The 25,825-nt window shown below is 64.2% G+C and carries 18 protein-coding genes; 14 read left to right on the forward strand and 4 right to left on the reverse strand.

The features are described 5' to 3' along the window. The first annotated feature begins 25 nt into the window (after positions 1-25). The 14 genes from J2X76_RS11165 to J2X76_RS11230 all read left to right on the forward strand — a co-directional run bounded on the left by J2X76_RS11165 (position 26) and on the right by J2X76_RS11230 (position 21,561). Entirely contained in the window at positions 26-3,352 is a 3,327-nt protein-coding gene (locus J2X76_RS11165) for a transglutaminase family protein (protein WP_310215910.1), read from the forward strand. Positions 3,353-3,360: 8 nt separating this feature from the next. Continuing rightward, positions 3,361-5,772, forward strand: coding sequence for a circularly permuted type 2 ATP-grasp protein (locus tag J2X76_RS11170; RefSeq protein ID WP_310215912.1), 2,412 nt, complete (start codon positions 3,361-3,363; stop codon positions 5,770-5,772). Beyond that, positions 5,772-6,653 (forward strand): transglutaminase family protein, encoded by an 882-nt coding sequence (locus J2X76_RS11175; protein WP_310215915.1) that lies wholly within the window; start codon positions 5,772-5,774, stop codon positions 6,651-6,653. Before J2X76_RS11170 ends, J2X76_RS11175 begins: the two co-directional genes overlap by 1 nt. Before the next feature lie 133 nt (positions 6,654-6,786). After that, complete coding sequence (locus tag J2X76_RS11180; protein WP_162736528.1) at positions 6,787-8,022, forward strand: TadE/TadG family type IV pilus assembly protein; 1,236 nt, start codon at positions 6,787-6,789, stop codon at positions 8,020-8,022. A 199-nt stretch (positions 8,023-8,221) separates the two neighbouring features. Beyond that, positions 8,222-10,684: a glycogen/starch/alpha-glucan phosphorylase gene (locus tag J2X76_RS11185; RefSeq protein WP_310215918.1), complete on the forward strand. Its 2,463-nt coding sequence runs from the start codon at positions 8,222-8,224 to the stop codon at positions 10,682-10,684. Beyond that, positions 10,684-12,894: a 1,4-alpha-glucan branching protein GlgB gene (gene glgB, locus J2X76_RS11190; RefSeq protein ID WP_113130686.1), complete on the forward strand. Its 2,211-nt coding sequence runs from the start codon at positions 10,684-10,686 to the stop codon at positions 12,892-12,894. The genes J2X76_RS11185 and glgB overlap by 1 nt, the downstream gene beginning before the upstream one ends. 20 nt (positions 12,895-12,914) lie before the next feature. Further along, the gene (gene glgC, locus J2X76_RS11195; RefSeq protein ID WP_113130685.1) at positions 12,915-14,177 is read left to right on the forward strand and encodes a glucose-1-phosphate adenylyltransferase; all 1,263 of its coding nucleotides are present in this window, start codon (positions 12,915-12,917) and stop codon (positions 14,175-14,177) included. Between the two features lie 6 nt (positions 14,178-14,183). Beyond that, positions 14,184-15,641, forward strand: a complete 1,458-nt coding sequence (gene glgA / locus J2X76_RS11200) for a glycogen synthase GlgA (protein ID WP_113130684.1) — start codon at positions 14,184-14,186, stop codon at positions 15,639-15,641. Positions 15,642-15,643: 2 nt separating this feature from the next. After that, positions 15,644-17,272, forward strand: a complete 1,629-nt coding sequence (locus J2X76_RS11205) for an alpha-D-glucose phosphate-specific phosphoglucomutase (RefSeq protein WP_310215921.1) — start codon at positions 15,644-15,646, stop codon at positions 17,270-17,272. Positions 17,273-17,567: 295 nt separating this feature from the next. Next, positions 17,568-19,517 carry a glycogen debranching protein GlgX gene (gene glgX / locus J2X76_RS11210; protein WP_310215924.1) on the forward strand — a complete coding sequence of 650 codons (1,950 nt, stop codon included), beginning with the start codon at positions 17,568-17,570 and terminating at the stop codon, positions 19,515-19,517. 133 nt (positions 19,518-19,650) lie between these two features. Continuing rightward, positions 19,651-20,136, forward strand: coding sequence for a MaoC family dehydratase (locus J2X76_RS11215; protein ID WP_113130680.1), 486 nt, complete (start codon positions 19,651-19,653; stop codon positions 20,134-20,136). Between the two features lie 5 nt (positions 20,137-20,141). Then, entirely contained in the window at positions 20,142-21,200 is a 1,059-nt protein-coding gene (locus tag J2X76_RS11220) for a DUF2332 family protein (RefSeq protein WP_310215927.1), read from the forward strand. Further along, positions 21,197-21,436, forward strand: a complete 240-nt coding sequence (locus J2X76_RS11225; protein ID WP_113286144.1) for a hypothetical protein — start codon at positions 21,197-21,199, stop codon at positions 21,434-21,436. The genes J2X76_RS11220 and J2X76_RS11225 overlap by 4 nt, the downstream gene beginning before the upstream one ends. Continuing rightward, positions 21,433-21,561 carry a hypothetical protein gene (locus J2X76_RS11230; RefSeq protein WP_310215929.1) on the forward strand — a complete coding sequence of 43 codons (129 nt, stop codon included), beginning with the start codon at positions 21,433-21,435 and terminating at the stop codon, positions 21,559-21,561. Before J2X76_RS11225 ends, J2X76_RS11230 begins: the two co-directional genes overlap by 4 nt. 10 nt (positions 21,562-21,571) lie before the next feature. On the opposite strand, the gene J2X76_RS11235 is transcribed toward J2X76_RS11230, so the two are convergent. From J2X76_RS11235 to J2X76_RS11250, 4 genes are all read right to left on the reverse strand, one after another. Further along, positions 21,572-21,880, reverse strand: coding sequence for a hypothetical protein (locus J2X76_RS11235; protein ID WP_162732415.1), 309 nt, complete (start codon positions 21,878-21,880; stop codon positions 21,572-21,574). A gap of 65 nt (positions 21,881-21,945) precedes the next feature. Continuing rightward, positions 21,946-22,509, reverse strand: coding sequence for a sarcosine oxidase subunit gamma (locus J2X76_RS11240; RefSeq protein ID WP_310215933.1), 564 nt, complete (start codon positions 22,507-22,509; stop codon positions 21,946-21,948). After that, a complete protein-coding gene (locus J2X76_RS11245) occupies positions 22,502-25,477 on the reverse strand; it encodes a sarcosine oxidase subunit alpha (RefSeq protein WP_310215936.1) in 2,976 nt (991 codons plus the stop codon). Before J2X76_RS11245 ends, J2X76_RS11240 begins: the two co-directional genes overlap by 8 nt. After that, complete coding sequence (locus tag J2X76_RS11250; RefSeq protein WP_113130674.1) at positions 25,474-25,815, reverse strand: sarcosine oxidase subunit delta; 342 nt, start codon at positions 25,813-25,815, stop codon at positions 25,474-25,476. Before J2X76_RS11250 ends, J2X76_RS11245 begins: the two co-directional genes overlap by 4 nt. Between the last annotated feature and the right edge of the window lie 10 nt (positions 25,816-25,825).

Consider the following 25,825-nt stretch of genomic DNA (forward strand, 5'->3'; position numbering starts at 1 on the left):
CCAGAGGGGCGGCCGAAGGGGCAGCATGTCGATCAAGGCGAGTATCTACCACCTTACCCATTACATGTACGACAAACCCGTCCGTCTCGGACCGCAGATCATCCGCCTCAAACCGGCCGCCCATTCCCGCACCAAGGTGCTCAGCCACTCGCTGAAGGTGACGCCGTCCAACCATTTCGTGAACCTGCAGCAGGATCCCTACGGCAACTATCTTGCCCGCTTCGTCTTCCCCGACCCGGTCACCGAGTTCAAGATCGAGGTCGATCTCGTCGCCGACATGACGGTCTACAATCCCTTCGATTTCTTCGTCGAGGAGGAGGCGACGAAATGGCCGTTCGCCTACCCGCCGGAACTGGTCGAGGACCTGTCGATCTACATGACGCCGGAGCCGCCGGAACCGGCGCTCGCCGATTACCTGAAGACCTTCGACATGTCCCCCGGCCAGCCGACGGTCGACATGGTGGTCGGCATCAACGCCCGCCTGCAGAAGGCGATCGGTTATGTCATCCGCATGGAGCCCGGCGTGCAGACGCCGGAACAGACGCTCACTTCCGCCATGGGCTCCTGCCGTGACACAAGCTGGCTGCTCGTCCAGATCCTGCGCCATCTCGGCCTCGCCGCCCGCTTCGTCTCCGGTTACCTGATTCAGCTGACGCCGGACCTCAAGGCGCTCGACGGCCCGTCGGGCACCGAGGTCGACTTCACCGACCTGCATGCCTGGTGCGAAGTTTATCTCCCCGGCGCCGGCTGGGTCGGCCTCGACCCGACCTCCGGGCTCTTGACCGGCGAAAGCCATATCCCGCTTGCAGCAACGCCGCATTACCGCAACGCCGCACCGATCTCGGGCGGGTATTTCGGCGAGGCCGAAACCTCCTTCGCCTTCGACATGAAGGTCAACCGCGTCGCCGAACATCCGCGCATCACAAAACCCTTCTCCGACGAATCCTGGAATGCGCTGAACGACCTCGGCGAACAGGTCGACCGCGTCCTGCATGCCCAGGACGTGCGCCTCACCATGGGCGGCGAACCGACCTTCGTGTCGATCGACGATTTCGAATCGGGCGAATGGAACACCGATGCCGTCGGCCCGACCAAGCGCGAAAAGGCCGATGTCCTGATCCGCAAGCTGCGCGAGCGTTTCGCGCCGGGCGGCTTCCTCCATTACGGCCAGGGCAAGTGGTATCCGGGCGAAAGCCTGCCGCGCTGGACCTTCTCACTCTACTGGCGCAAGGACGGCCGGCCGATCTGGAGCAATCCGGACCTCGTCGCCGAGGAAGGCCGCGACTACGGCATCGGCGCGCAGGATTCCGAAAGGCTGCTCACCGGCATCGCCGCCGAACTCGGCATCGGCCCCGACATGGTCGTGCCGGCCTATGAAGACCCGGCCGAATGGATCATCAAGGAAGGGTCGCTGCCGGACAATGTCGATCCGTCCAATTCGAAACTGAAGGATCCGGAAGAGCGCAACCGCATCGCCCGCGTCTTCGAACGCGGCCTGACCAGCCCGAGCGGTTATGTTCTGCCCGTCCAGGCCTGGAACGCGCAAGCGAGCGGCAAGCGCTGGATCAGCGAGAAATGGCGCACCCGCCGCGGCCGCATCTTCCTGGTGCCCGGCGACAGCCCGGTCGGTTACCGCCTGCCGCTCGGCACCCTGCCTTACATTTCTCCGTCGCAGTTCCCCTATATCCACGAGGCCGATCCCTCCATCCCGCGCAAGCCATTGCCCGACGTGATCGTCCCGGCCGGCCGTGCCATGCCGGAATCCTCGTTCAAGGCGGGGGATGCCGCCAATCCGGGCCGGGTCGAACAGACGATCGGCGAGATCGGCGGGGCGGTGCGCACCGCGATTTCGGTCGAGCCGCGCGATGGCCGTCTCTGCGTCTTCATGCCCCCCGTCGAGCGGATCGAGGACTATCTCGAACTGATCGCCGCGGCCGAGAACGCCGCCACCGCACTGGGCCTCGCCGTGCATATCGAGGGTTACGCGCCGCCCCACGACGAGCGCATCAACGTCATCCGCGTTGCACCCGATCCGGGTGTCATCGAGGTCAACATCCATCCGGCCGCGAGCTGGAAGGAAACGGTCGGCATTACCACCGCGATCTACGAGGAAGCCCGCCAGAGCCGTCTCGGCGCCGACAAGTTCATGATCGACGGCCGCCACACCGGCACCGGCGGCGGCAACCATGTCGTGGTCGGCGGCGCCAATCCGAACGACAGCCCCTTCCTGCGCCGCCCCGACCTGTTGAAGAGCCTGGTCCTGCACTGGCAGCGCCACCCCTCGCTCTCCTACCTGTTCTCCGGCCTGTTCATCGGCCCGACCTCCCAGGCGCCGCGTATCGACGAGGCCCGTCACGATTCGATGTACGAGCTGGAGATCGCCCTTGCCCAGGTGCCGGCACCCGGCCAGGGCGTACCGCCGCTTCCCTGGCTGGTCGACCGCCTGTTCCGCAACCTCCTGACCGACGTCACCGGCAATACCCACCGCTCGGAAATCTGCATCGACAAGCTGTTTTCGCCGGACGGTCCGACCGGCCGCCTCGGCCTCGTCGAGTTCCGCGGCTTCGAAATGCCGCCGAACGCCCGCATGTCGCTTGCCCAGCAGCTGCTCGTCCGCGCCCTGATCGCCCGCTTTTGGAAGAACCCGCTGCAGGGCCGCTTCGTGCGCTGGGGAACCGCACTCGCCGACCGCTTCATGCTGCCGCAGTACGTCTGGGCCGACTTCATGGACGTCCTCCAGGACCTGCGCGAAAACGGCTTCGACCTTCGCCCCGAATGGTTCGAGGCGCAGCTCGAATTCCGCTTCCCCTTCTTCGGCGAGGTCGAATACGAAGGCTCGAAGCTGGAGCTGCGCCAGGCGCTCGAACCCTGGCATGTGATGGGCGAGCAAGGGGCGATCGGCGGCACCGTGCGTTATGTCGATTCGTCGGTCGAGCGTCTCCAGGTGCGGCTGGAAACCACCAATCCGGCCCGCTACACCGTCGCCTGCAACGGCCGCGCGGTTCCGCTCAAGGGCACCGGCACGTCCGGCGTTTCGGTCGCCGGCGTCCGCTTCAAGGCCTGGCAGCCGGCCGCCGGCCTGCACCCGGTCCTGCCGGTTAATACGCCGCTCACATTCGACATATATGATACATGGTCCGGCCGTTCGATCGGCGGCTGCATCTACCATGTTGCCCATCCGGGCGGGCGTAACTATGAGACGTTCCCGGTCAACGGCAACGAGGCGGAAGCACGCCGGCTCGCGCGGTTCGAACCATGGGGTCACACGGCCGGAAGTTATGCGCTTCTGGCGGAAACGCCCTCGCCCGAATTCCCGCTGACGCTCGATCTGCGCCGGCCGCAAGGAGTCTGAACAAGTCGATGTCCAAGGCACCGGCAACCGAACGCAAGGCAAAAGAGGGGATCGCTCGCGATCCCCTGCTTGGTTATGCCGCGCTGCCGGGCGTTGCCGACGAGATGCTCGATGCGAACGGCCAGATCCGCCCGGTCTGGCGCAACCTGATCTCCCATCTCGGCCGCATGACCGAGGGCGAGCTGCGCGAGCGTTTCGCCCGTGCCGACCGTTACCTGCGCGATGCCGGCGTCTTCTACCGGACCTACGGCGCTCAGGGGAGCGGCGAGCGCAACTGGCCGATCAGCCATGTCCCCGTGCTGATCGACGGCCGTGAATGGGAAACGGTCTGCAAGGGCCTCATCCAGCGCGCCGATCTCCTGGAAGCGCTGATCGCCGATATCTACGGCGACAACAGGCTGGTCCAGGAGGGCTTTTTGCCGCCGGCGCTGATCGCCGGAAACTCGGAGTTCCTGCGCCCGCTGGTTGGCGTCAAGCCGGTCGGCGGCCATTACCTGCATTTCTGCTCCTTCGAGATCGGCCGCGGCCCGGACGGCAACTGGTGGGTGCTCGCCGACCGCACCCAGGCCCCGTCCGGCGCCGGTTTCGCGCTCGAAAACCGCGTTGCCACCACCCGCTCCTTCTCCGATATCTATGCGGAAAGCCATGTGCACCGGCTGGCCTCCTTCTTCGGCGCCTTCCGCGATGCGCTGCAGTCTCACAAGCAATATCCGGACGACCGTATCGCCGTTCTGTCTCCCGGCCCCGCCAACGAGACCTATTTCGAACACGCCTATATCGCCCGTTATCTCGGCTTCATGCTGCTCGAAGGCGAGGATCTGACCGTTGTGAACGACCGCGTCATGGTCCGCACCGTCGCGGGTCTCAAACCGGTCGGCGTGCTCTGGCGCCGCCTCGATGCGGCCTATGCGGATCCGCTCGAACTCAACCAGCATTCCCATATCGGCACGCCCGGCATGGTGCAGGCGCTGCGGGCCGGTGCGCTCACCTTCGTCAACGCGCTCGGCTCCGGCATTCTCGAAACCCGCGCCCTGCTCGCCTTCGCGCCGACCGTCTGTCGGCGGCTGATCGGCGAGGACCTGATCATGCCCTCGATCGCCACCTGGTGGTGCGGGCAGCGATCAGAACGCGAGCACGTCGCGAAGAACATCGAGCGCATGGTCATCGGCCCCGCTTATTCGCGGCTACCCTTTTTCGACGACAACGGCCAGTCGGTGCTCGGCTCGTCGCTGCGCACGACCGCCAAGGACACCATCGGCGACTGGCTGGCGACGGAAGGGGCCAAGCTGGTCGGCCAGGAAGTGGTGACGCTGTCGACCACGCCCGCCTATGTGAATGGCAAGCTCACCCCGCGGCCGATGTCGCTGCGCGTGTTCGCCGCCCGCACCGAACACGGCTGGCAGATCATGCCCGGCGGCTTTGCCCGCATCGGCGCCGGCGACGACGTCGCGGCGATCGCCATGCAGTCCGGCGGGGCCGCTGCCGACGTCTGGATCGTCTCCGACAAGCCGGTCGCAAGGCCGACTCTCCTGCCGCCGGAGGAAAGCTTTACCCGCAACATGCCCGGCAGCCTGCCGAGCCGCGCCGCCGACAATCTCTACTGGCTCGGCCGTTATATCGAGCGGGCCGAAGGCGCGCTGCGCATCCTGCGCGCCTGGCATCAGCGTTATGCCGAATCCGCCGATCCCAACGCGCCGCTGCTGGCCGACGTCACCCGTTACCTGAAGGGCATCGACATCGAGATGGTGAAGGCGGTGCCGGCACCGCTTCTGCGCAATATCGACAGCGCCATCTATTCGGCGAGCAATATCCGCGACCGATTCTCGCCCGATGGCTGGCTGGCGCTGACCGACCTTGCCAAGACCGCCCGCCGCTTCCACGACACCGTGCACGCGGGCGACGACGCCTCGCATGCCATGACCATCCTGCTCCGCAAGCTCGCGGGCTTTGCCGGTCTGGTGCATGAAAACATGTATCGCTTCACCGGCTGGCGTTTCCTGTCGATCGGCCGCCATCTCGAACGCGGCATGCACATGACCCGCCTGCTCGGCCACATGTCCGGCCCGGACGCGCCCGACGGTTCGCTCGACATGCTGCTTGAGATCGGCGACAGCGTCATGACCCACCGCCGCCGCTACAACGTCGCCACCGCAAGGCTGACGGTGGCCGACCTGCTGGCGCTCGATCCGCTCAACCCGCGCTCGATCCTCTTCCAGCTGAACGAGATCCGCACCGAAGTGGAGCAGCTGCCGAACGCCTTCGTCAACGGCCAGATGTCGCCCTTCTACCGCGAGGCGATGCGGCTGCATTCCGGCCTTGCCGTCATGACCCCGGAAGCGATGAGCGAGGAAACCTACCGCAAGCTCGAACAGGAGATGGAGAAGCTGTCCGATATCCTCGGCCAGACCTATTTCAGCTGATGCTCTACGATCTCTCGCTGCACATGGGCTATACCTACGACGTGCCGGCCTCCGGCGCCCGCCACGTCATCCGCCTGCTGCCGCTGTCGCTCCCCGACCGGCAGCGCCTGATCGCCGGCTCGATCACCGTCGGCCCGAACGCGGACGAGCGCACCACATTCATCGATTTTTTCGGCCAGCAGGCGACCTCCGTTCTGCTGCGCGCGCCGCACGAAAAGCTCGACATCCGCATGCAGGCCCGCGTCATGGTGGAGGCCAGCTCCATGACGGCAGACCTGTCGCCGCAACTCGATACGCTTGGCCAAGAACTGGCGGATTTCTGGTCGGTCGATGCCAGCTCTCCGCATCACCTGACGGGCGCGAGCCCGCGCCTTATGGAAGAGCCGCTGATCGCCGCCTATGCCCGCGAGATCGCCAGGCCCGGCCAGACGGTGCTTGAGATCGCCCTCGCCGTCTGCGCCCGCATCCACAAGGACTTCACCTACGACGCCAAGGCGACCAATGTCGACACCACGCCGAAAGAGGCCTTCCGGCTGAAGCGCGGCGTCTGCCAGGATTTCACTCATATCATGATCGTGGCGCTCCGCAGCCTCGGCATCCCGGCGGGTTACGTCTCCGGTTTCCTGCGCACCATTCCGCCGCCGGGCAAGGAACGGCTCGAAGGCGCTGACGCCATGCATGCCTGGGTGCGGGTCTGGTGCGGCGAGGCCATGGGTTATGTCGAGCTCGACCCGACCAACGACATCCCCGCCGGCAGCGACCACATCGTCGTCGGTTACGGCCGCGACTATTCGGATGTCGCCCCGGTCATCGGCGTGCTCAAAGGTTACGGAAACCAGAAGGCCGTCCAGGCCGTCGACGTCATTCCGCTGAAATCGTGACGTCCCGCCTCGTTTTGACGCTGATTCTTTACGATCGGTAAAATTGCAGCGAATGGCTTAGGCCTTCCTATACCCGCCAGGAATAGATCATGCCCTTAGAGTTCAAATGATTTGAACGTATCTGGGGGCTATGATGAGGCACACACTCTTTGCGCGGCTGGCAAAGGACCGCGCCGGCAATTTCGGTATCATGACGGCGGTCGCGCTTCCCGTCCTGCTCGCGGTCGGCGGCGTCGCGGTCGACCTCACGCACGTCATGGAAGAAAAGAACAAGCTTCAGGCGCTGGCCGACAGCGCCACGCTCGCCGCCGCGGCTGCAATGGCCGACAAGGGCACGATGACGGCGGACGAGGCCCAGACCTTGGCCAAGACCTTCCTGCTCGGCCCCAAGAAGGCTGACATCAGGAATTCCGGTCTTTCCCCCGCCGAGCAGGACGCTGCCATCGCCAAGCTCGAAAAGGACACCGCCGCCGTCGCGACCATCTCGACGACCTCGAATACGGCGGCCAGTTATGAAGTCACCATGACGTCCGCCTACGACGTGCCGCTGACCGGGCTCACCTCGCTCCTCGGCTTCACCACCATGCGCGTCGCCGTCGACAGCAAGTCTGCAAGCGGCCGGGAAGGCAATGCGCTTTCCATGTATCTGGCGCTCGACGAATCGGGCTCGATGGCCTGGGATACGACCACGGTCGACCCGACCAACCCGACCAAGCAGGAATCCTACGACTGCAGTACCCGGTGGCAGTACAAGACCTGCACCAGGGACGTGCCGAACTATTTGTCCAAGATGCTCTCGCTGAAGACCGCCGCCGCGGTGATGTTCGCGGAACTGAAGAAGGCGGATCCGAACAGCGAACTCATCCGCGTCGGCGCCGACAGCTACGACGACAAGACCAAGGCCGAACAGAAGATCGCGTGGGGCACCAGCGCCGTCTCGACCTATGTCAACAAGCTGCCGGCGGTCCCGGACGGCGGCACCGATGCAAGCGGCGCGATGACCAACGCCTTTGCTGCGCTGAAGGCGGCCAACGCCACCGAAAAGACCGCCCACGACAGCAAAAAGAACACCTCGTTCGAGCGCTTCATCGTCCTGATGACCGACGGCGAGATGACCGGCAACAGTTCGAGCTGGAACAAGACGCTCGACACCAAGGTGCGCGGCATCTGCGACGACGCCAAGAAGGACGGCATCAAGATCTACACGATCGCCTTCATGGCGCCCGACAACGGCAAGAGCCTGCTGGAATACTGCTCGAGCGGCAAGAAGGACTATTATTACGAGCCCGACGATATGACCACGCTGGTCGAAAGCTTCGGCGAGATCGCCCGCAAGGCCGCCAAGACCGGCACGCGCCTGACCAACTGACCCATCTCCGAAACCGGTCGCAAAGACGCCTCGCCCTTATCGGCGGGGCGTTTTTCGTTGGTCCTTTCCGATCGAAATGCCCAAAGATAAATCGAGCATTGCAACAGTGTCATAACGGTGCATAAACTGTCTCTATACATCATGCCAGATGGACTGAATCGGACGCCCTTCCTCCCGCTCCCCAGAAAGTTGGCGACATATGAATAATACCTCTTCTCCGGTCGAAATTCCTCAGCCGGCCCCCCGCAGCTCCCGCCCCGAAATCATGGCGGAAGAGATCATCGAGCGCCTGACCTATCGTATCGGCAAGGACGCCAAGGTGGCCAAGCCGCACGACTGGCTGACCGCCACGATCCTCGTCGTGCGCGACCGCATCATCGACAAGTGGATGGAGAGCACCCGCAAGGTCTACCGGACCGGCGACAAGCGCGTCTATTACCTGTCGCTCGAATTCCTGATCGGCCGGCTGATGCGCGACGCCGTCAGCAACATGGGCCTGATGGGCGAAATCCGCGACGCGCTCTCCTCGCTCGGCGTCGATATCGACGTGATCGCCGTTCTGGAACCCGATGCGGCGCTCGGCAACGGCGGCCTCGGCCGACTCGCCGCCTGTTTCATGGAATCGATGGCGACCGTCGATATCCCCGCCTATGGTTATGGCATCCGCTACGTCCACGGCCTGTTCCGCCAGCAGATGGCCGACGGCTGGCAGGTCGAGCTTCCGGAAAGCTGGCTCGCCCACGGCAACCCCTGGGAATTCGAACGCCGCGAGAGCTCCTACGAGATCGGTTACGGCGGCACGGTCGAAACCGTCGGCGGTTACGACGAGACGCCCCGTTACGTCTGGAAGCCGGCCGAACGGGTCATCGCCATGGCCTATGATACCCCGGCCGTCGGCTGGCGCGGCAAGCGCGTCAACACGTTGCGCCTCTGGTCGGCCCAGCCGATCGACCCGATCCTGCTTGATGCCTTCAACGCCGGCGACCATATCGGCGCCCTTCGCGAAAGCAACAAGGCCGAAAGCCTGACCCGCGTCCTTTATCCGGCCGACGCCAACCCGGCCGGCCAGGAACTGCGCCTGCGCCAGGAATTCTTCTTCTCCTCGGCCTCGCTGCAGGACATCCTGCGCCGCCACCTGCAGCAATATCCGGACTTCACCAACCTGCATGAGAAGGTGGCGATCCAGCTCAACGACACCCATCCGGCCGTGTCGATCGCCGAGCTGATGCGCCTGCTCACCGATATCCACGGCATGGATTTCGAGCAGGCCTGGTCTGTCACCCGCCAGACCTTCTCCTACACCAACCACACGCTTCTGCCGGAAGCGCTGGAAACCTGGCCTGTGCCGTTGTTCGAGCGCCTCCTGCCACGCCACATGCAGATCGTCTATGCGATCAACGCCATCATCCTGATCGAGGCGCGCAAGCAGAAGAGCTTCTCCGACACCCAGATCCGCTCGATCTCGCTGATCGACGAAAGCGGGGACCGTCGCGTTCGCATGGGCAATCTCGCATTCGTCGGCTCACATTCGGTCAATGGCGTCTCGGCCCTGCATACGGACCTGATGAAGGTCACGGTGTTTGCCGACCTGCACACGATGTATCCGGCCCGCATCAACAACAAGACCAACGGCATCACCCCCCGCCGCTGGCTGATGCAGTGCAACCAGGGCCTCACCTCGCTGATCCAGGAAGCGATCGGCGACGAGTTCCTGGACAATACCGAAGCGCTGAGGGCACTCGACGCGCATGCCGACGACCGGAGCTTCCAGGAGAAGTTCGCCGCCGTGAAGCGGGCCAACAAGGTGCAGCTCGCCAACCTCGTCGGCAGCCGCATGGGCATTCGCATCGACCCGTCGGCGATGTTCGACATCCAGATCAAGCGCATCCACGAATACAAGCGCCAGCTTCTGAACATCGTCGAGGCCGTCGCCCTCTACGACCAGATCCGCTCGCATCCCGAACTGGATTGGGTCCCGCGCGTCAAACTGTTCGCCGGCAAGGCGGCGCCGAGCTATCACAACGCCAAGCTGATCATCAAGCTTGCCAATGACGTGGCCCGCACCATCAACAACGACCCGGCCGTCCGCGGCCTGCTCAAGATCGTCTTCGTGCCGAACTACAACGTCTCGCTCGCCGAGATCATGGTCCCGGCCGCCGACCTGTCGGAACAGATCTCGACCGCCGGCATGGAAGCATCCGGCACCGGCAACATGAAGTTCGCGCTGAACGGCGCGCTGACGATCGGCACGCTCGACGGCGCCAATGTCGAGATGCGCGACCATGTCGGCGAGGACAATATCGTCATCTTCGGCATGACCGCCGACGAGGTCGCCAAGGTTCGCGAGGAAGGCCACCAGCCGCGCGCCATCATCGAGAAGTCGCGCGAACTCGCCCAGGCGCTGAACGCGATCGCATCGGGCGTGTTTTCGCCGGACGACCGCTCGCGCTTCACCAGCCTGATCGACGGCATCTACAATCACGACTGGTTCATGGTTGCTGCCGATTTCGACGCCTATGCGGAAGCCCAGCGCAACGTTGACCAAATCTGGTCAGACCCTAAATCCTGGTATTCGAAGACAATTCGCAATACCGCCCGGATGGGATGGTTCTCCTCGGACAGGACTATTCGTCAGTATGCGTCGGAAATCTGGAGAGCCTGATGAAAAAATCGCCGCGCGTCGATGACGGGAGAGCCCCTGGCGAAATACCGTTATCCGAGATCGAGGCGATTCTGGAAGGCAGGCATACCAACCCCTTCGCCGTCCTCGGGCTTCACAAGCTCGGGGACGGCTTCAGGGTCCGCTGTTTCGTGCCAGGAGCCGAAGCGGTCACCGCGATTTCGCTTGGTGGCACCGAACTCGGTGAACTGACGCGCCGCCACGAGGCCGGATATTTCGAAGGCCTCGTCAACGCCACGCAGCTTCAACCCATCCGTTACCGCGCCCGCCGCGGCGATGACGAATGGGCGGTCACCGACCCCTATACGTTCGGTCCGGTGCTCGGCCCGATGGACGATTATTTTGTCCGCGAGGGCTCTCACCTGCGCCTGTTCGACAAGATGGGCGCCCATGCCCTGAAACACGAGGGCGTCGAGGGTTTCCATTTTGCCGTCTGGGCGCCGAACGCCAAGCGCGTCTCGGTGGTCGGCGACTTCAACGGCTGGGACGGCCGCCGGCATGTGATGCGCCTGCGGGTCGATACCGGCATCTGGGAAATCTTCGCCCCGGACGTCCGGGCCGGCTCCGCCTACAAGTTCGAGGTCGTCGGCAAGAACGGCAAGCTCCTGCCGCTCAAAGCCGATCCTTACGCCCGCCGCGCCGAGCTGCGCCCCGACACCGCGTCGGTCACGGCGCCGGAGCTCTCCCAGAAATGGGAGGATGCGGCCCATCGGGAGTTCTGGGAAAAGGCCGACCATCGCCGCCAGCCGATCACCATCTACGAGGTGCATGCCGGCTCCTGGCGCAAGAAGCCGGACGGCTCCTTCCTGTCCTGGGACGAGCTTGCCTCCGAACTCATCCCCTATTGCACCGATATGGGCTTCACCCATATCGAGTTCCTGCCCGTCACCGAACATCCCTTCGATCCGTCCTGGGGTTATCAGACGACCGGGCTTTTCGCCCCGACCGCAAGGTTCGGCGAGCCGGAAGGTTTCGCCCGTTTCGTCAACGGCTGTCACAAGGTCGGCATCGGCGTCATCCTCGACTGGGTGCCCGCGCATTTCCCGACCGATGCCCACGGCCTGCGCTTCTTCGACGGCACCGCCCTTTACGAACACGCCGACCCCCGCCAGGGTTTCCACCCCGACTGGAACACGGCGATCTACAATTTCGGCCGTAACGAAGTCCTCTCCTACCTCGTCAACAACGCGCTCTACTGGTCGGAAAAATTCCATCTCGACGGCCTGCGCGTCGATGCCGTCGCCTCCATGCTCTATCTCGACTATTCGCGCAAAGAGGGCGAATGGGTACCGAACGAATATGGTGGCCGCGAAAACCTCGAAGCCGTGCGCTTCCTGCAGAAGATGAATTCGCTCTCCTACGGCGCCCATCCCGGCGTGATGACGATCGCCGAAGAATCCACGTCCTGGCCGAAGGTCTCGCAGCCTGTCCACGAGGGTGGCCTCGGTTTCGGCTTCAAGTGGAACATGGGCTTCATGCACGATACGCTGAGCTACCTGAAGCGCGAGCCGATCCATCGCAAGCATCATCACAACGAACTCACCTTCGGCCTGCTCTACGCCTATACGGAGAATTTCGTCCTGCCGCTCTCCCACGACGAGGTCGTGCACGGCAAGGGCTCGCTGATCGCCAAGATGGCCGGCGACGACTGGCAGAAATTCGCCAACCTGCGTGCCTATTACGGTTTCATGTGGGGTTATCCCGGCAAGAAGCTGCTGTTCATGGGCCAGGAATTCGCCCAGTGGAGCGAGTGGAGCGAGGCCCGCTCGCTCGACTGGAACCTGCTCCAGTACCATCCGCACGAGGGCATGCGCCGCCTGGTGCGCGACCTCAACTTCACCTACCGCTCGAAGCCCGCGCTGCATGCCCGCGACTGCGAGGGCGAAGGTTTTCGCTGGCTGATCGCCGACGACGCGGAAAATTCCGTCTATGCCTGGCTGCGTATGTCGCCGGGAGAAAAGCCGGTGGCGGTGATCAGCAATTTCACCCCCGTCTATCGTGAAAACTTCCGTATCCCCTTGCCAAACGAGGGCAGATGGCGGGAAATCCTGAATACCGACGCCGAGATCTACGGCGGCAGCGGCAAGGGCAATGGCGGTCGCGTTCACGCCGTGAACGCGGGAGGAACCGTCCAGGCCGAAGTCACGCTGCCTCCGCTCGCGACGATCATGCTCGAACTGGAACAGGCATAAGGGACCTTGGGAGGGAAACGATGAACGAAAAGAGAATTCAGCCCCTGTCGCGCGATGCAATGGCCTATGTGCTTGCCGGCGGCCGCGGCAGCCGCTTGAAGGAGCTCACCGACCGCCGCGCCAAGCCGGCGGTCTATTTCGGCGGCAAGGCGCGCATCATCGATTTCGCGCTGTCGAACGCGCTGAACTCGGGCATCCGCCGCATCGGCGTCGCCACCCAGTACAAGGCGCATTCGCTGATCCGCCACATGCAGCGCGGCTGGAACTTCTTCCGGCCCGAGCGCAACGAGAGCTTCGACATCCTGCCCGCCTCCCAGCGCGTCTCCGAGACGCAATGGTATGAGGGTACCGCCGACGCCGTCTTCCAGAACATCGACATCATCGAGGCCTATGCGCCCGAATACATGGTCATCCTCGCCGGCGACCACGTCTACAAGATGGACTACGAATACATGCTGCAGCAGCATGTGGACTCGGGCGCGCAGGTCACCGTCGGCTGCCTGGAAGTGCCGCGCATGGAAGCGACCGGTTTCGGCGTCATGCATGTCAACGAGAAGGACGAGATCATCGCCTTCGTCGAAAAGCCCGCCGATCCGCCCGGCATTCCCGGCAATCCGGGTTTCGCGCTCGCCTCGATGGGCATCTACGTCTTCCACACCAAGTTCCTGATGGAACTCCTGAAGCGCGACGCCGAAACCCCCGGCTCCAGCCGCGATTTCGGCAAGGACATCATCCCCTATATCGTCGAGCACGGCAAAGCCGTCGCCCATCGTTTCGCAGACAGCTGCGTCCGTTCCGATTTCGAGCGCGAGCCCTACTGGCGCGATGCGGGCACGGTCGATGCCTATTGGCAGGCCAATATCGACCTGACGGAAATCGTCCCCGGCCTCGATATCTACGACAAGTCCTGGCCGATCTGGACCTATGCCGAAATCACCCCGCCGGCGAAATTCGTCCATGACGACGACGACCGCCGCGGCTCCGCGACCTCCTCGGTCGTGTCCGGCGACTGCATCATCTCCGGTTCGTCGCTCAACCGGAGCCTGCTGTTCACCGGGGTGCGGGCCAATTCCTATTCGCGTCTCGACGGCGCGGTCGTGCTCCCCAATGTCAGGGTCGGACGGCGCGCGCAGCTTCGCAATGTCGTCATCGATCACGGTGTAACCATTCCCGAAGGCCTGGTGGTCGGCGAGGATCCCGAACTCGATGCGAAGCGTTTCCGCCGCACCGAAAACGGCATCTGCCTGATTACCCAGTCGATGATCGACAAACTGGATCTGTAACGTCTTATGCAAGTGCTTTCGGTCGCGTCCGAAGTCTATCCGCTCGTGAAGACCGGCGGGCTGGCCGATGTGGCCGGCGCGCTACCGCTTGCCCTGAAAGGGCATGGCGTGTCGGTCAAGACGCTGATGCCCGGTTATCCGGCGGTGATGCGGGCCGTGAAGGACCCGAAGCTCGTCATCAGCTTCGAGAACCTGCTCGGCGCCAGGGCCGACGTGCTCGAAGTCGAGCATCAGGGCCTCGACCTGCTGATCCTCGATTCGCCCGTCTTCTTCGACCGCCCGGGCGGGCCTTATGTCGATGCCGCGTCCAAGGACCACTTCGACAACTGGCGGCGCTTCGCGGCGCTCTCCAAGGCCGGTGCGATGATCGCGCAGGGTGCGATGGCGGATGGCGAAAAGGGCTGGCGGCCGAATATCGTCCATGTGCACGACTGGCAGGCGGCGATGGTGCCGGCCTACATGCGTTACTCCTCGGTGCCCGAGGTGCCAACCCTCATCACCATCCATAACATCGCCTTCCAGGGCCAGTATGGCGCCGACATCTTCCCCTATCTCGAACTGCCGGCGCATGCCTTCGGCATCGAGGGCGTCGAATATTTCGGAGGCGTCGGTTTCCTGAAGGCCGGCCTGCAGACGAGCTGGGCGATTTCCACGGTCAGTCCCTCATACGCCGAGGAAATCCTCACGCCCGAATTCGGCATGGGGCTGGAAGGCCTGCTGGCGCTCCGCCAGGGCGATCTCCACGGCATCGTCAACGGCATCGACGCCGACATCTGGGACCCGGCCAAAGATCCCGCGGTCAAATCCCATTACAACGCGACGACGCTGAAGACCCGCGCCGAGAACAAGCAGGCCGTCGCTGAACGTTTCGGCCTCGACCAGGAGGCCGGACCGCTGTTCTGCGTCATCTCGCGTCTCACCTGGCAGAAGGGCATGGACCTTCTCTCCGAAACACTCGACGACCTCGTCGCCATGGGTGGACGCCTCGCCGTGCTCGGCTCCGGCGACCGGGCGCTCGAAAACGCCTTCCATGCCGCCGCCAGGCGCCATCCCGGCAAGGTCGCGATGCTTTCCATCTATGACGAGCCGCTCTCCCACCTGATGCAGGCAGGTTGCGATGCGATCGTCATCCCCTCGCGCTTCGAGCCCTGCGGCCTCACCCAGCTCTATGGCCTCAGATACGGCTGTATTCCAGTCGTCGCCCGTACCGGCGGCTTGAACGACACGGTGATCGACGCAAGCCATGCGGCGATTGCCACCAAGGCCGCGACGGGCGTCTCCTTCGGCCCCGTCACCACCGACAACCTGCGCCGCGCGCTTCGCCGCGCCGTCCGCCTCTACCACCAGCCGAAAGTCTGGACGCAGATGCAGAAGCAGGGCATGAAATCCGACGTTTCCTGGGAAAAGAGCGCCGGGCTTTACGCCGAGCTCTACAAGACCCTCATTGCCAAAAAAGGATCATGACCATGATCAAGACCGTTTCGACGACACCCTTTCAGGATCAGAAGCCCGGCACGTCCGGCCTGCGCAAGAAGGTCCCCGTTTTTGCGCAAACGAACTATGCGGAAAACTTCATCCAGTCGATCTTCGACAGTCTCGAAGGTTTCCAGGGTCAGGCACTGGTGATCGGCGGCGATGGCCGCTACTACAATCGCGAAGTCATCCAGAAGGCGATCAAGATGGCCGCCGCGAGCGGCTTCGGCAAGGTCATGGTCGGCCAGGGCGGCATCCTCTCGACCCCCGCCGCCTCCAACATCATCCGCAAGTACAAGGCCTTCGGCGGCATCATCCTCTCGGCCAGCCACAATCCCGGCGGCCCGACCGAGGATTTCGGCATCAAGTACAATATCGGCAATGGCGGCCCGGCGCCGGAAAAGATCACCGACGCGATCTTCGCCCGCTCCAAGGTCATCGACACTTATAAAATCGCCGACGTCGTCGATCTCGACCTCGACGAGCTCGGCTCCTTCGACGTCGCCGGCATGGCGGTCGAGGTGATCGACCCGGTTGCCGACTATGCCGAACTGATGGAACAGCTCTTCGACTTCCCCTCGATCCGCGCCCTGATCGCCAGCGGCGTCAACGTGGTCATCGACTCGATGGGCGCCGTCACTGGCCCCTACGCCACCGAAATCCTCGAGAAACGCCTCGGCGCGCCGGAAGGCTCGGTGCGCAACGCCACCCCCTTGCCGGATTTCGGCGGCCATCACCCGGACCCCAACCTCGTCCACGCCAAGGACCTCTATGACGATGTCATGAGCCCGAACGGCCCGCATTTCGGCGCCGCTTCCGACGGCGACGGCGACCGTAACATGATCGTCGGCAAGGGCATGTTCGTCACCCCGTCGGACAGCCTTGCGATCATCGCCGCCAACGCCACCGTCGCCCCCGGTTACGCCCGCGGCATCGCTGGCATCGCTCGCTCCATGCCGACCAGCGCCGCCGCCGACCGCGTCGCCGAAAAGCTCGGCATCGGCATGTACGAAACCCCGACCGGCTGGAAATTCTTCGGCAACCTGCTCGACGCCGGCAAGGCGACCGTCTGCGGCGAAGAAAGCTTCGGCACCGGCTCGGATCACGTCCGCGAGAAGGACGGCCTCTGGGCCGTGCTCTTCTGGCTGAACATCATGGCGGCCCGCAACGAAAGCGTCGAAGAGATCGTCAAAAAGCACTGGGCCGAATACGGCCGCAACTACTATTCCCGCCACGACTACGAGGAGGTCGATTCGGAGGCCGCCAACCAGCTGATCGCCGCCCTGCGCGAAAAGCTGACCTCGTTGCCCGGCCAGTCCTTCGGCGCGCTGAAAGTCGCGACCGCGGATGACTTCGCCTATCACGATCCGATCGACGGCTCGGTCTCCAAGAACCAGGGCATCCGCATCCTCTTCGAAGGCGGCTCCCGCGTCGTCTTCCGCCTTTCCGGCACCGGCACCTCGGGCGCCACGATCCGCGTCTATGTCGAGCGCTACGAACCGGATGCGGCCAAGCACGGCATCGACACGCAGGAGGCCCTAGCCGACCTGATCGCGGTTGCAGACCAGATCTCCGACCTGCGCAAGAGGACAGGCCGCGACAAGCCGACTGTGATTACCTAAGACCCACACGCCAGATTCGGGACGCCACGGATGCTTTCACCCCCCTATGCCCTGCCGGGCATCTCCCCCTTGAGGGCGGTGCTATCGCATATGGAGATGCGAGGCGGCGTGGAGCCCCTCCCCCTTGTGGGGAGGGGTTGGGGAGGGGTCTTCATCCAGCATAAAAACCCCTCCCGCCTGCCGGCCACCCTCCCCGCAAGGGGGAGGGTTCGGGATGCCGCGCCGCCCCCACTCCCAAATGCGATAGCACCGCCCTCAAGGGGAGGCACGGCAGGGCAAACGAGGGGTAACACCGTTGGCCAGACCTTCTGATCCGAAACTCGGCGTAACCCTGACCACAGACGGCGCCGACTTTGCCGTCTGGTCGCACCATGCCGAACGCATCGAACTCTGCCTCTTCGACACTGAGGGAAAGCGGGAAACCGCCCGCCACCGCCTGGTGCGCGGCCGCGACGACATCCACCGCGTCTCGGTGCCGGCGCTCAATGCCGGCGCGCGCTACGGCTACCGCGCCTGGGGCGCCTACGATCCCGACAACGGTGCTTGGTTCGATTCATCGAAACTGCTTGTTGATCCCTATGCACGCGAACTCGACCGGCCCTTCCGGCACGACGCCCGGCTCTCGATGTTCGGCGTCGATACCGCCGATCTCGTACCGAAGACGATCATCACCCGCGATCCGCTCGCCAAGATCGGCCGTCCGATCCTGCCGCCCGGCGGTTTCGTCTACGAGGTCGCCGTCAAGCCTTTCACCATGCTGCACCCGGCGATACCGGAAAAACAGCGCGGCACGGTCGCAGCACTCGCCCATCCCTCGATCATCGCGCATCTGAAAAAGCTCGGCGTCGATGCAATCGAACTGATGCCCATCACTGCCTGGATCGATGAACGGCATTTGCCCCCGCTCGGCCTCACCAACGGCTGGGGCTACAATCCCGTCGCCTTCATGGCGCTCGATCCGCGCCTCTGCCCCGGCGGCATCCGGGAACTGCGCGAGACGGTGGCGACCCTGCATCAGGCGGGTATCGGCGTGATCCTCGACCTCGTCTTCAACCATACCGGTGAAAGCGACCGTTTTGGCGCGACGCTCTCCATGCGCGGCCTCGACAACCGCTCCTACTATCGCCACATGCACGGCGAGCCCGGCCACCTCGTCAACGACACCGGCACCGGCAACACGGTCGCCTGCGACCATCCTTCCGTCCGCCGGCTGATCGTCGATACGCTCCGCCATTTCGTCGTGCATGCCGGCATAGACGGTTTCCGCTTCGACCTTGCCCCGATCATCGGCCGCACGGAAGGTGGTTTCGACGCCAAGGGCGAGACGCTGAAGGCGATGATCTCGGACGAGGCGCTGAAGGACCGCGTGCTGATCGCCGAGCCGTGGGATATCGGCCACGGCGGTTATCAGCTCGGCAATTTCCCCGAGCCCTTCCTCGAATGGAACGACCGCGCCCGCGACGACATGCGCCGCTACTGGCGCGGCGATCCATGGACTTTGGGCGCGCTGGCGACGAGGCTCGCTGGCTCCTCCGACATCTTCGAAAAGTCCGGCCGCACGCGCAGCGTCAACTTCCTCGCCGCCCATGACGGCTTCACGCTGATGGACCTCGTCTCCAACGAGCATAAACACAACGAGGCGAACGGCGAAGGAAACCGCGACGGCCACGGCGAGAATTTCTCCTGGAACAACGGCGTCGAAGGCGAAACCGACGATTCCGCCATCAATGAAAACCGCCGCCGCGATGTCGCCGCCCTCCTTTCCACCCTCTTCGCCAGCCGCGGCACGGTGATGCTGACCATGGGCGACGAGGCCGGCCGCAGCCAGCGCGGCAACAACAACGCCTATTGCCAGGACAACGCCATCACCTGGTTCGACTGGAGCAGGGCCGACAAGGCGCTGGTCGAGCACACCGCCATGCTCGCCGCGATCCGCAAACGCTTCGCTGTCTTTTCGCAGACCTCCTTCTTCACCGGCAGGGGAGATGTCGAATGGCTGTCGGCCTCCGGCAGGCCGATGGAGGTCGGCGACTGGGAAAATCCGGACAACCCGGCGTTCGGCATGGTGCTGAAAACGCTCGACCGGCAGACCGACCGGGACACCCGGATCGCCATCCTCTTCAACCGTGGCCCGGAGCCGGTAAGTTTTGCCCTTCCCGGCTGGGGTTGGAGGCATTTCGCCTCCCACGAGCTCTGGAATCAGGTGCTTCCCCCTCGTTCCGTGCGTTTCTGCATCGAGGAATGATGCGGCGCAAAAAACGCTCGCCAACCCATGTAAACCCTGTAAAGTCCGCCCGTTCCCCGAACGGTTCCGGCACGCCAGCAGGTCTCTTCCCTCCGGAATTGCATCAACGTCTCAAGGAAATCAGTGAGGTCGCATGCGTGAAATTTCGCTAACCGAAATCCAGGGTTTGGTTGGCACGGAAGTCGGCACATCGGAATGGATCACGGTGGACCAGCCGATGATCGACCTCTTCGCAAACGCCACCCACGATCACCAGTTCATCCATGTCGATCCGCAGCGCGCCGCTGCCGAAAGCCCCTTCGGCGGCACCATCGCCCACGGTTTCCTGACGCTGTCGCTGCTGTCTGCCATGAACTACAACTGCGTGCCCAAGATCCGCGAACAGACGATGGGCATCAACTACGGTTTCGACCGCATCCGCTTCATGTCTCCGGTGAAAAGCGGCAGCCGCATCCGCGGCCATTTCACCCTTGCCGAAATCCGCTTCCGCGGCGCCGGCATGCTGATGACCACCTACGACGTGTCGGTCGAGATCGACAACGAAAAGAAGCCGGCGCTCACGGCCATCTGGACCACCATCATCCAGTTCGACCCGAAGGACCGCCCCGAAGGAGTGTGAGCGCCATGGCCTCGGAAGAACGGATCTGGCAGTCGTTCCGCGAACAGGTGGTTGCCGGCGAACTCCTGGGCTCACCGTTCACCAGCCGCTTGGGCAAGCTGATGCTGGCGCGTCTCGACCGCTCCAGCGCAGTCGGCCGGCGCATCCTGAGCTGGGAAGGCGATCCGGGCACTCGCGGCGACATCCTGCCGACCCGCCTCGCCGGTGCCTTGCATGCCCTGGTGATCGACGGCAAGGACGATGAGCTCAGGGCTGCCTATCCGCCGAACGACGTTTCCGACGATGCGCTTTGGGCGGCGATCCGCCAGGCTTTCGAGACGCACGAGACCTTCATTCTGGAACGGCTGGCTTTTGCACCGCAGACCAACGAGGTGCGCCGCTCCAGCGCCCTGCTTGCCGGCTTCCTCACCGTGGCCGAGCGGCTCGGCAAGCCGCTGATCCTTTCGGAATTCGGCGCCAGCATGGGCCTCAACCTCAACTGGGACCGCTATCGCTACGATCTCGGCGGCTTGCTCTGGGGCGATCCGTCGTCACCGGTCGAACTCCGGCCGGATTGGGAAGGTCCGCCGCCGCCTCGCGCTGACATCACGGTCGAGGACCGTGCCGGATGCGACCTCAATCCCCTTGACCCGCACGCGCCGGAAGACAGCCTGCGGCTTCTGTCCTATCTCTGGGCCGACCAGACCGACCGCGTGGTCCGCACCCGCGCCGCTCTCGATATCGCCAGGCAGCATAAGGCACCGGTAGTGAGAGGCGACGCACTGGCCTGGCTGCGCGACGAACGCCTTAAAACGCTCCGACCCGGCACCGTGCATGTCGTCTTCCACTCGATCGCGTGGCAATACCTGCCGCCGGAAGCCCGCACCGCCGGCGAGGCGATCATCGCCGAGGCCGGCCGCCGCGCGACGCAGGAAGCTCCGCTCGCTCGCCTGCAGATGGAAATGGACGACGACCCGAACAGCGCATCGCTCAGCCTGCAGATCTGGCCGACCGGCGAAACCCGCGAACTCGCCCGCGTCGATCCGCACGGCCGCTGGGTGAAATGGAAGGGCTGGGAGATTTGAGCGACCTGAACCTAGCCGAGATCGAGCAGACGAAGCTCCTGGCGAATGCCTTCGATCGAGCCTCGACAGCCTGCGTCACGGTCGGCGTCGTCACACCGGTTGCGGCGATGCTTTATGGCATCGGCAATGTCGGTACCCAGTTCGGCTTCGCTGTGGTAGGATATTTTTTAGGTTGGCTCATGATTGCGGTCTTCCTACATTACTTGGCGAGGCTAACCCTGAGGAGACTGGCATGACGGCAGAATGGCTTTTCGTCTCGTTCGGAATGCCGGCGATCATTGGGATCATCGCCTACACGGCCTATCGCCTGCACGAATGGGACCTCGACCGCAAGCACAAGCCCCACCAGCCCGGCGAATGACCCGCGTTGTCTAAACGCCCATTTCCATCAGCACGAAACCGATAAGCGGCGGCAGGGCGGCACCGATGGCGATATTGGCGGTGCGCGCCGGCGTCAGGCCGACGGCCGAGCCGGAAATGCCGGCAGCGATCAGGCCGGCCATTGGGATTGAGAGGTTCCGGTCGATCCCCGGGGCGAAGAAGGCGAGCACGCCCGCAATCGACGCGCAGCCACCGACCAACGCCCCTTTCCAGATCTCGATCCCGGCAAGCCTTGCTGCGATCGCCCCGCCGATCACCGCGGCGACGACGGCAATCGCCATCAGTGTAAATTGTCCCATGAGATCCTCCCCTTGCTTGAAGGAGAGTGCGGTTCCCGCCGCGCAAGTCAAGTGAGGCTATCGTCTTATACCGCAGCGTCCTGCGCGCCCTCGGCCAAAAGCCCGAACGCATAGTCTGAAAACGACCGCCAGACTTCCACCCGGAATGCCTCTTCCGCCGTCCTCAGGAGCACGATCTCCACCTTGCCGAGAACGGTTCGCGAGCACGCCCCGACGGGAAACGCTTTCAGCGACAGGTCCTGCGGGCAGCCCGCATTGATCGCCGCCGCCGCGCCCGGCCCTGAAACAAGGATCGCCGTATTGCGGTGGGAGACATCGGCTGCCGAATGCAGCGCACCGGAATTCTTCGCGGCCTGCATCAGGCTGTTGCCGACATCGCTGCCGCCTTCTGCGATCACCAGCCATTCGTCCGGCCCGAGCCAGAGCGCCGTGCGACCGTTGCCGGAAGACGAGGTCTTTGGTTTCACCGGCAGATCGATGCCAAGCGGCCCCGAAAGGGCGGCGACATCCTCGGCCCTGACGCGCAGCGAAATGCGTTCGGCAGGCGCCGCCGCCTCGAGCCGGACGGCCGATGAGCCGCCATGGAAGCCGGTAAGCGGAAGCGTGCGGACGGCGATATGATCAGCCATGGATACGGCCTCCCTGCTTGTCGAAGAACACCATGTCGGTCACTTCCACCTCGATCGTCCGGTCGGCGAGCGGCACATAAAGTGTCTCTCCCATCCGAGCCCGGCCGCCGGCGACCAGGGCGAGCGCGATCGAGCGGCCGCAATTTTCCGACCAGTAGGCGGAGGTGACATGGCCGAGCATGGTCATCGGCTTGGCCTGGTTCGGATCGACGACGATCTGGCCGCCCTCTTCCAGCACCACATTCGGATCCTTGGTCAGGAGGCCGACGAGCTGCTTGCGGCCCTCGCGCACCAGGTCCGGACGCTTCAGCCCGCGAATGCCGACGAAATCCGGCTTCTTCGAAGAGACGGCCCATGCAAGCCCGGCATCGTCCGGCGTCACCGTGCCGTCCGTATCCTGGCCGACGATGATATAGCCCTTTTCGGCGCGCAGCACGTGCATGGTCTCGGTGCCGTAGAGGCAGGCGCCCATCGGCTCGGCCCGTTCCCAGATCGCCTTCCACACCGCCGGGCCGTAATCCGCCGGCACGTTGATTTCGTAACCGAGTTCGCCGGTGAACGAGACGCGGAACAGCCGTGCCGGCGCGCCCATCACCGAGCATTCCGCCACGCTCATGTGCGGGAAGGCTTCGTTGGAAAGATCGACGCCCTCGACGAAGGGCTCAATGATCTCGCGCGCCTTCGGACCCTGAACGGCGATGACCGCCCATTGCTCCGTGGTGGAGGTCAGCCATACGCGCAGATGCGGGAATTCCGTCTGCAGGTAATCTTCCATGTGATGCAGCACGCGCGGCGCGCCGCCGGTCGTGGTCGTCACATGGAACCGATCCTCGGCGAGCCGCCCGACGACGCCGTCGTCGTAAACGAACCCGTCCTCCCGGGTCATGATCCCGTAGCGGCTCTTGCCGGGCTTCAGGTTGCCCCACGCATTCGTGTAGAGGAGATTGAGGAATTCCGCGGCGTCCGGCCCGACGACCTCGATCTTGCCGAGCGTCGATCCGTTGAACACGCCCGCCACCTCGCGCACCGTACGGCACTCGCGGTTGACGGCGGCCAGCATGTCCTCGCCGCGCTTCGGATAGTACCAGGCGCGTTTCCAGTTGCCGACATCCTCAAACTCGGCGCCTTCCGCCGTTTCCAGCGCATGCATCGGCGTCTTGCGCGCCGGGTCGAACAATTCACCGCGCGAATGGCCAACCAGCGTGCCGTAGGTCACCGGCGTATAGGGGGCGCGGAATGTCGTCAGGCCCACCTTCGGGATCGGCCGGTCGAGCATTTCGGCCGCGATGGCAAGGCCGTGCATGTTGGAAAGCTTGCCCTGGTCGGAAGCCATGCCATTGGTGGTGAAGCGCTTGATATGCTCGATCGAGTGCATGCCCTCGCGCACCGCAAGGCGGATGTCCTTGGCAGTCACGTCGTGCTGGAAATCGACGAAAGCCTTGACGGTCGTATCCGGTCCCGCCCCTTCGGCAGCACCGATCATGCCGCCGGTCCATTCGAACCGGTTCTCGCCCGACAGCGCCACCGAACCGCCGCCGGCCGCGATCGCCTCTCCGATCAGCTCGGCCAGATCGTCCGTGCCGTTGCAGGCGCCGATCGAGACGCAGTCCTGCGCATAGATGTCCGGCAGGAAACGCTGGTTGGCCTCGTCGAACCGCAGCTTCCCGCGCGATTGCGAGAACAGATGCACGGAGGGCGTCCAGCCGGCCGAGACAATCAGCGCGTCGACGGCAATCTTGCGGGCATCGCCGCCACCGTTGCGCGCCACGGTCATCGAGGAGATCCGCAGCCGGCCGCCGGTGTCGGTCACCGCATGGCCGCTCAGCACGGAGATCCCGAGCGCCCGGGCTTCCGCCAGCAGCGCCTCGCCGGGATCGGGACGGCTGTCGACGATCGCCGCAATGGAGACCCCCGCCCGTTTCAGGTCGAAGGCGGCCTCGTAGGCCGAATCATGCGCCGTATAGACGCCGACCTTGCGGCCGACGGCGACGCCGTGATGGTTGAGGAAGGTGCGCGCCGCGGACGCCAGCATGATGCCTGGCCGGTCGTTGTTGGCGAACACCATATGCCGTTCGATCGAACCGGTCGCCAGCACCACCCGTTTCGCCCGCACCTGCCACAGCCGCTCGCGCGGCAGATCCTTGCCCGGCTTCGCGACATGGTCGGTCACCCGTTCCACGAGGCCGATGAAACCATGGTTGTAATAACCGAACACGGTCGTGCGGGTCAGCACGGTGACGTTCGGCATCGCCCGCAGCTTCGCCGCCGCCGCCTGCGCCCAGTCATAGCCGTTCTGCCCGTCGATCGTGGTCGCGGTATCGTAATGCAGCGCCCCGCCCACTTGCGGCTGCTCGTCGACGAGGAAAACGCTTTGCCCCGTGGCGGCGGCCGAGAGCGCCGCCGTCAGGCCGGCCACGCCGGCGCCGGCGATCAGCACGTCGCAATGGGCGTAGCGGCTGGCATAGTGATCCGGATCCTCCTCCGTCGGCGCGACGCCGAGCCCGGCCGCGCGGCGGATGAAGGGTTCGTAGACCTTCACCCAGGCCTCCCGCGGCCACATGAAGGTCTTGTAGTAGAAACCGGCCGCGAAGAACGGCGAGAAGAGATTGTTGATCGCCCCGACATCGAACTTCAGCGACGGCCAGCGGTTCTGCGAGGCGATCTTCGCCCCATCGAACACTTCCTGCACCGTCGCGCGCACGTTCGGCTGGCGCCGGGCCGCGTCGCGCGACACGTCGATCAGCGCATTCGGCTCTTCCGGCCCGGCGGACAGAATGCCGCGTGGCCGGTGGTATTTGAACGAACGGCCGAGCAGATGCACGCCATGCGCCAGGAGCGCAGAGGCGATGGTATCGCCTTCCAGCGCGGTATAGCTCTTGCCGTCGAAGGTGAAGCGCGCCGTGCGGGCCGGCGTCAGACGTCCCGCACCCTTGATTCGGCAAGCGCCGGAATTGGAGGAAGCGCTCATCGTGCGTCTCCCTCGGTTGCTTCATAGGTCTCGACGGTCTTTTCGGACGCGCCTGTTTCCGGCAGCACCTGTTTCGGCAGGCCCGCCTTGTAGGTGGTCAGGAACCTGTCGCTCACGGTGTCGCGGGCCGCGTTGAAGAACCGACCGCAGCCATGGATATGCCGCCAGCGCTCATAGGTGAGGCCCTTTTCGTTATTGCGCAGGAAGAAATATTCCGCGAATTCCTCGTCCGAGATCGCCGCGATATTCTCCGGCCGCGCGATATGCGCCTCGCCGGCCCATCGGAATTCGAGTTCGGAGCGATCTTCCTCGCAATAGGGGCAATGGATCAGCAGCATCTTGATGTCC

Origin of the sequence: Neorhizobium sp. 2083 (assembly GCF_031455615.1) — a bacterium.
GTDB lineage: Bacteria > Pseudomonadota > Alphaproteobacteria > Rhizobiales > Rhizobiaceae > Neorhizobium.

What these genes read in the sequence shown, in the direction of transcription:
- J2X76_RS11165 (WP_310215910.1), top strand. Translation starts at nt 26, where the DNA reads ATGTCGATCAAGGCGAGTATCTACCACCTTACCCATTACATGTACGAC.
- J2X76_RS11170 (WP_310215912.1), top strand. Translation starts at nt 3,361, where the DNA reads ATGTCCAAGGCACCGGCAACCGAACGCAAGGCAAAAGAGGGGATCGCT.
- J2X76_RS11175 (WP_310215915.1), top strand. Translation starts at nt 5,772, where the DNA reads ATGCTCTACGATCTCTCGCTGCACATGGGCTATACCTACGACGTGCCG.
- J2X76_RS11180 (WP_162736528.1), top strand. Translation starts at nt 6,787, where the DNA reads ATGAGGCACACACTCTTTGCGCGGCTGGCAAAGGACCGCGCCGGCAAT.
- J2X76_RS11185 (WP_310215918.1), top strand. Translation starts at nt 8,222, where the DNA reads ATGAATAATACCTCTTCTCCGGTCGAAATTCCTCAGCCGGCCCCCCGC.
- glgB (WP_113130686.1), top strand. Translation starts at nt 10,684, where the DNA reads ATGAAAAAATCGCCGCGCGTCGATGACGGGAGAGCCCCTGGCGAAATA.
- glgC (WP_113130685.1), top strand. Translation starts at nt 12,915, where the DNA reads ATGAACGAAAAGAGAATTCAGCCCCTGTCGCGCGATGCAATGGCCTAT.
- glgA (WP_113130684.1), top strand. Translation starts at nt 14,184, where the DNA reads ATGCAAGTGCTTTCGGTCGCGTCCGAAGTCTATCCGCTCGTGAAGACC.
- J2X76_RS11205 (WP_310215921.1), top strand. Translation starts at nt 15,644, where the DNA reads ATGATCAAGACCGTTTCGACGACACCCTTTCAGGATCAGAAGCCCGGC.
- J2X76_RS11215 (WP_113130680.1), top strand. Translation starts at nt 19,651, where the DNA reads ATGCGTGAAATTTCGCTAACCGAAATCCAGGGTTTGGTTGGCACGGAA.
- J2X76_RS11220 (WP_310215927.1), top strand. Translation starts at nt 20,142, where the DNA reads ATGGCCTCGGAAGAACGGATCTGGCAGTCGTTCCGCGAACAGGTGGTT.
- J2X76_RS11230 (WP_310215929.1), top strand. Translation starts at nt 21,433, where the DNA reads ATGACGGCAGAATGGCTTTTCGTCTCGTTCGGAATGCCGGCGATCATT.
- J2X76_RS11235 (WP_162732415.1), bottom strand. Translation starts at nt 21,880, where the DNA reads ATGGGACAATTTACACTGATGGCGATTGCCGTCGTCGCCGCGGTGATC.
- J2X76_RS11240 (WP_310215933.1), bottom strand. Translation starts at nt 22,509, where the DNA reads ATGGCTGATCATATCGCCGTCCGCACGCTTCCGCTTACCGGCTTCCAT.
- J2X76_RS11245 (WP_310215936.1), bottom strand. Translation starts at nt 25,477, where the DNA reads ATGAGCGCTTCCTCCAATTCCGGCGCTTGCCGAATCAAGGGTGCGGGA.
- J2X76_RS11250 (WP_113130674.1), bottom strand. Translation starts at nt 25,815, where the DNA reads ATGCTGCTGATCCATTGCCCCTATTGCGAGGAAGATCGCTCCGAACTC.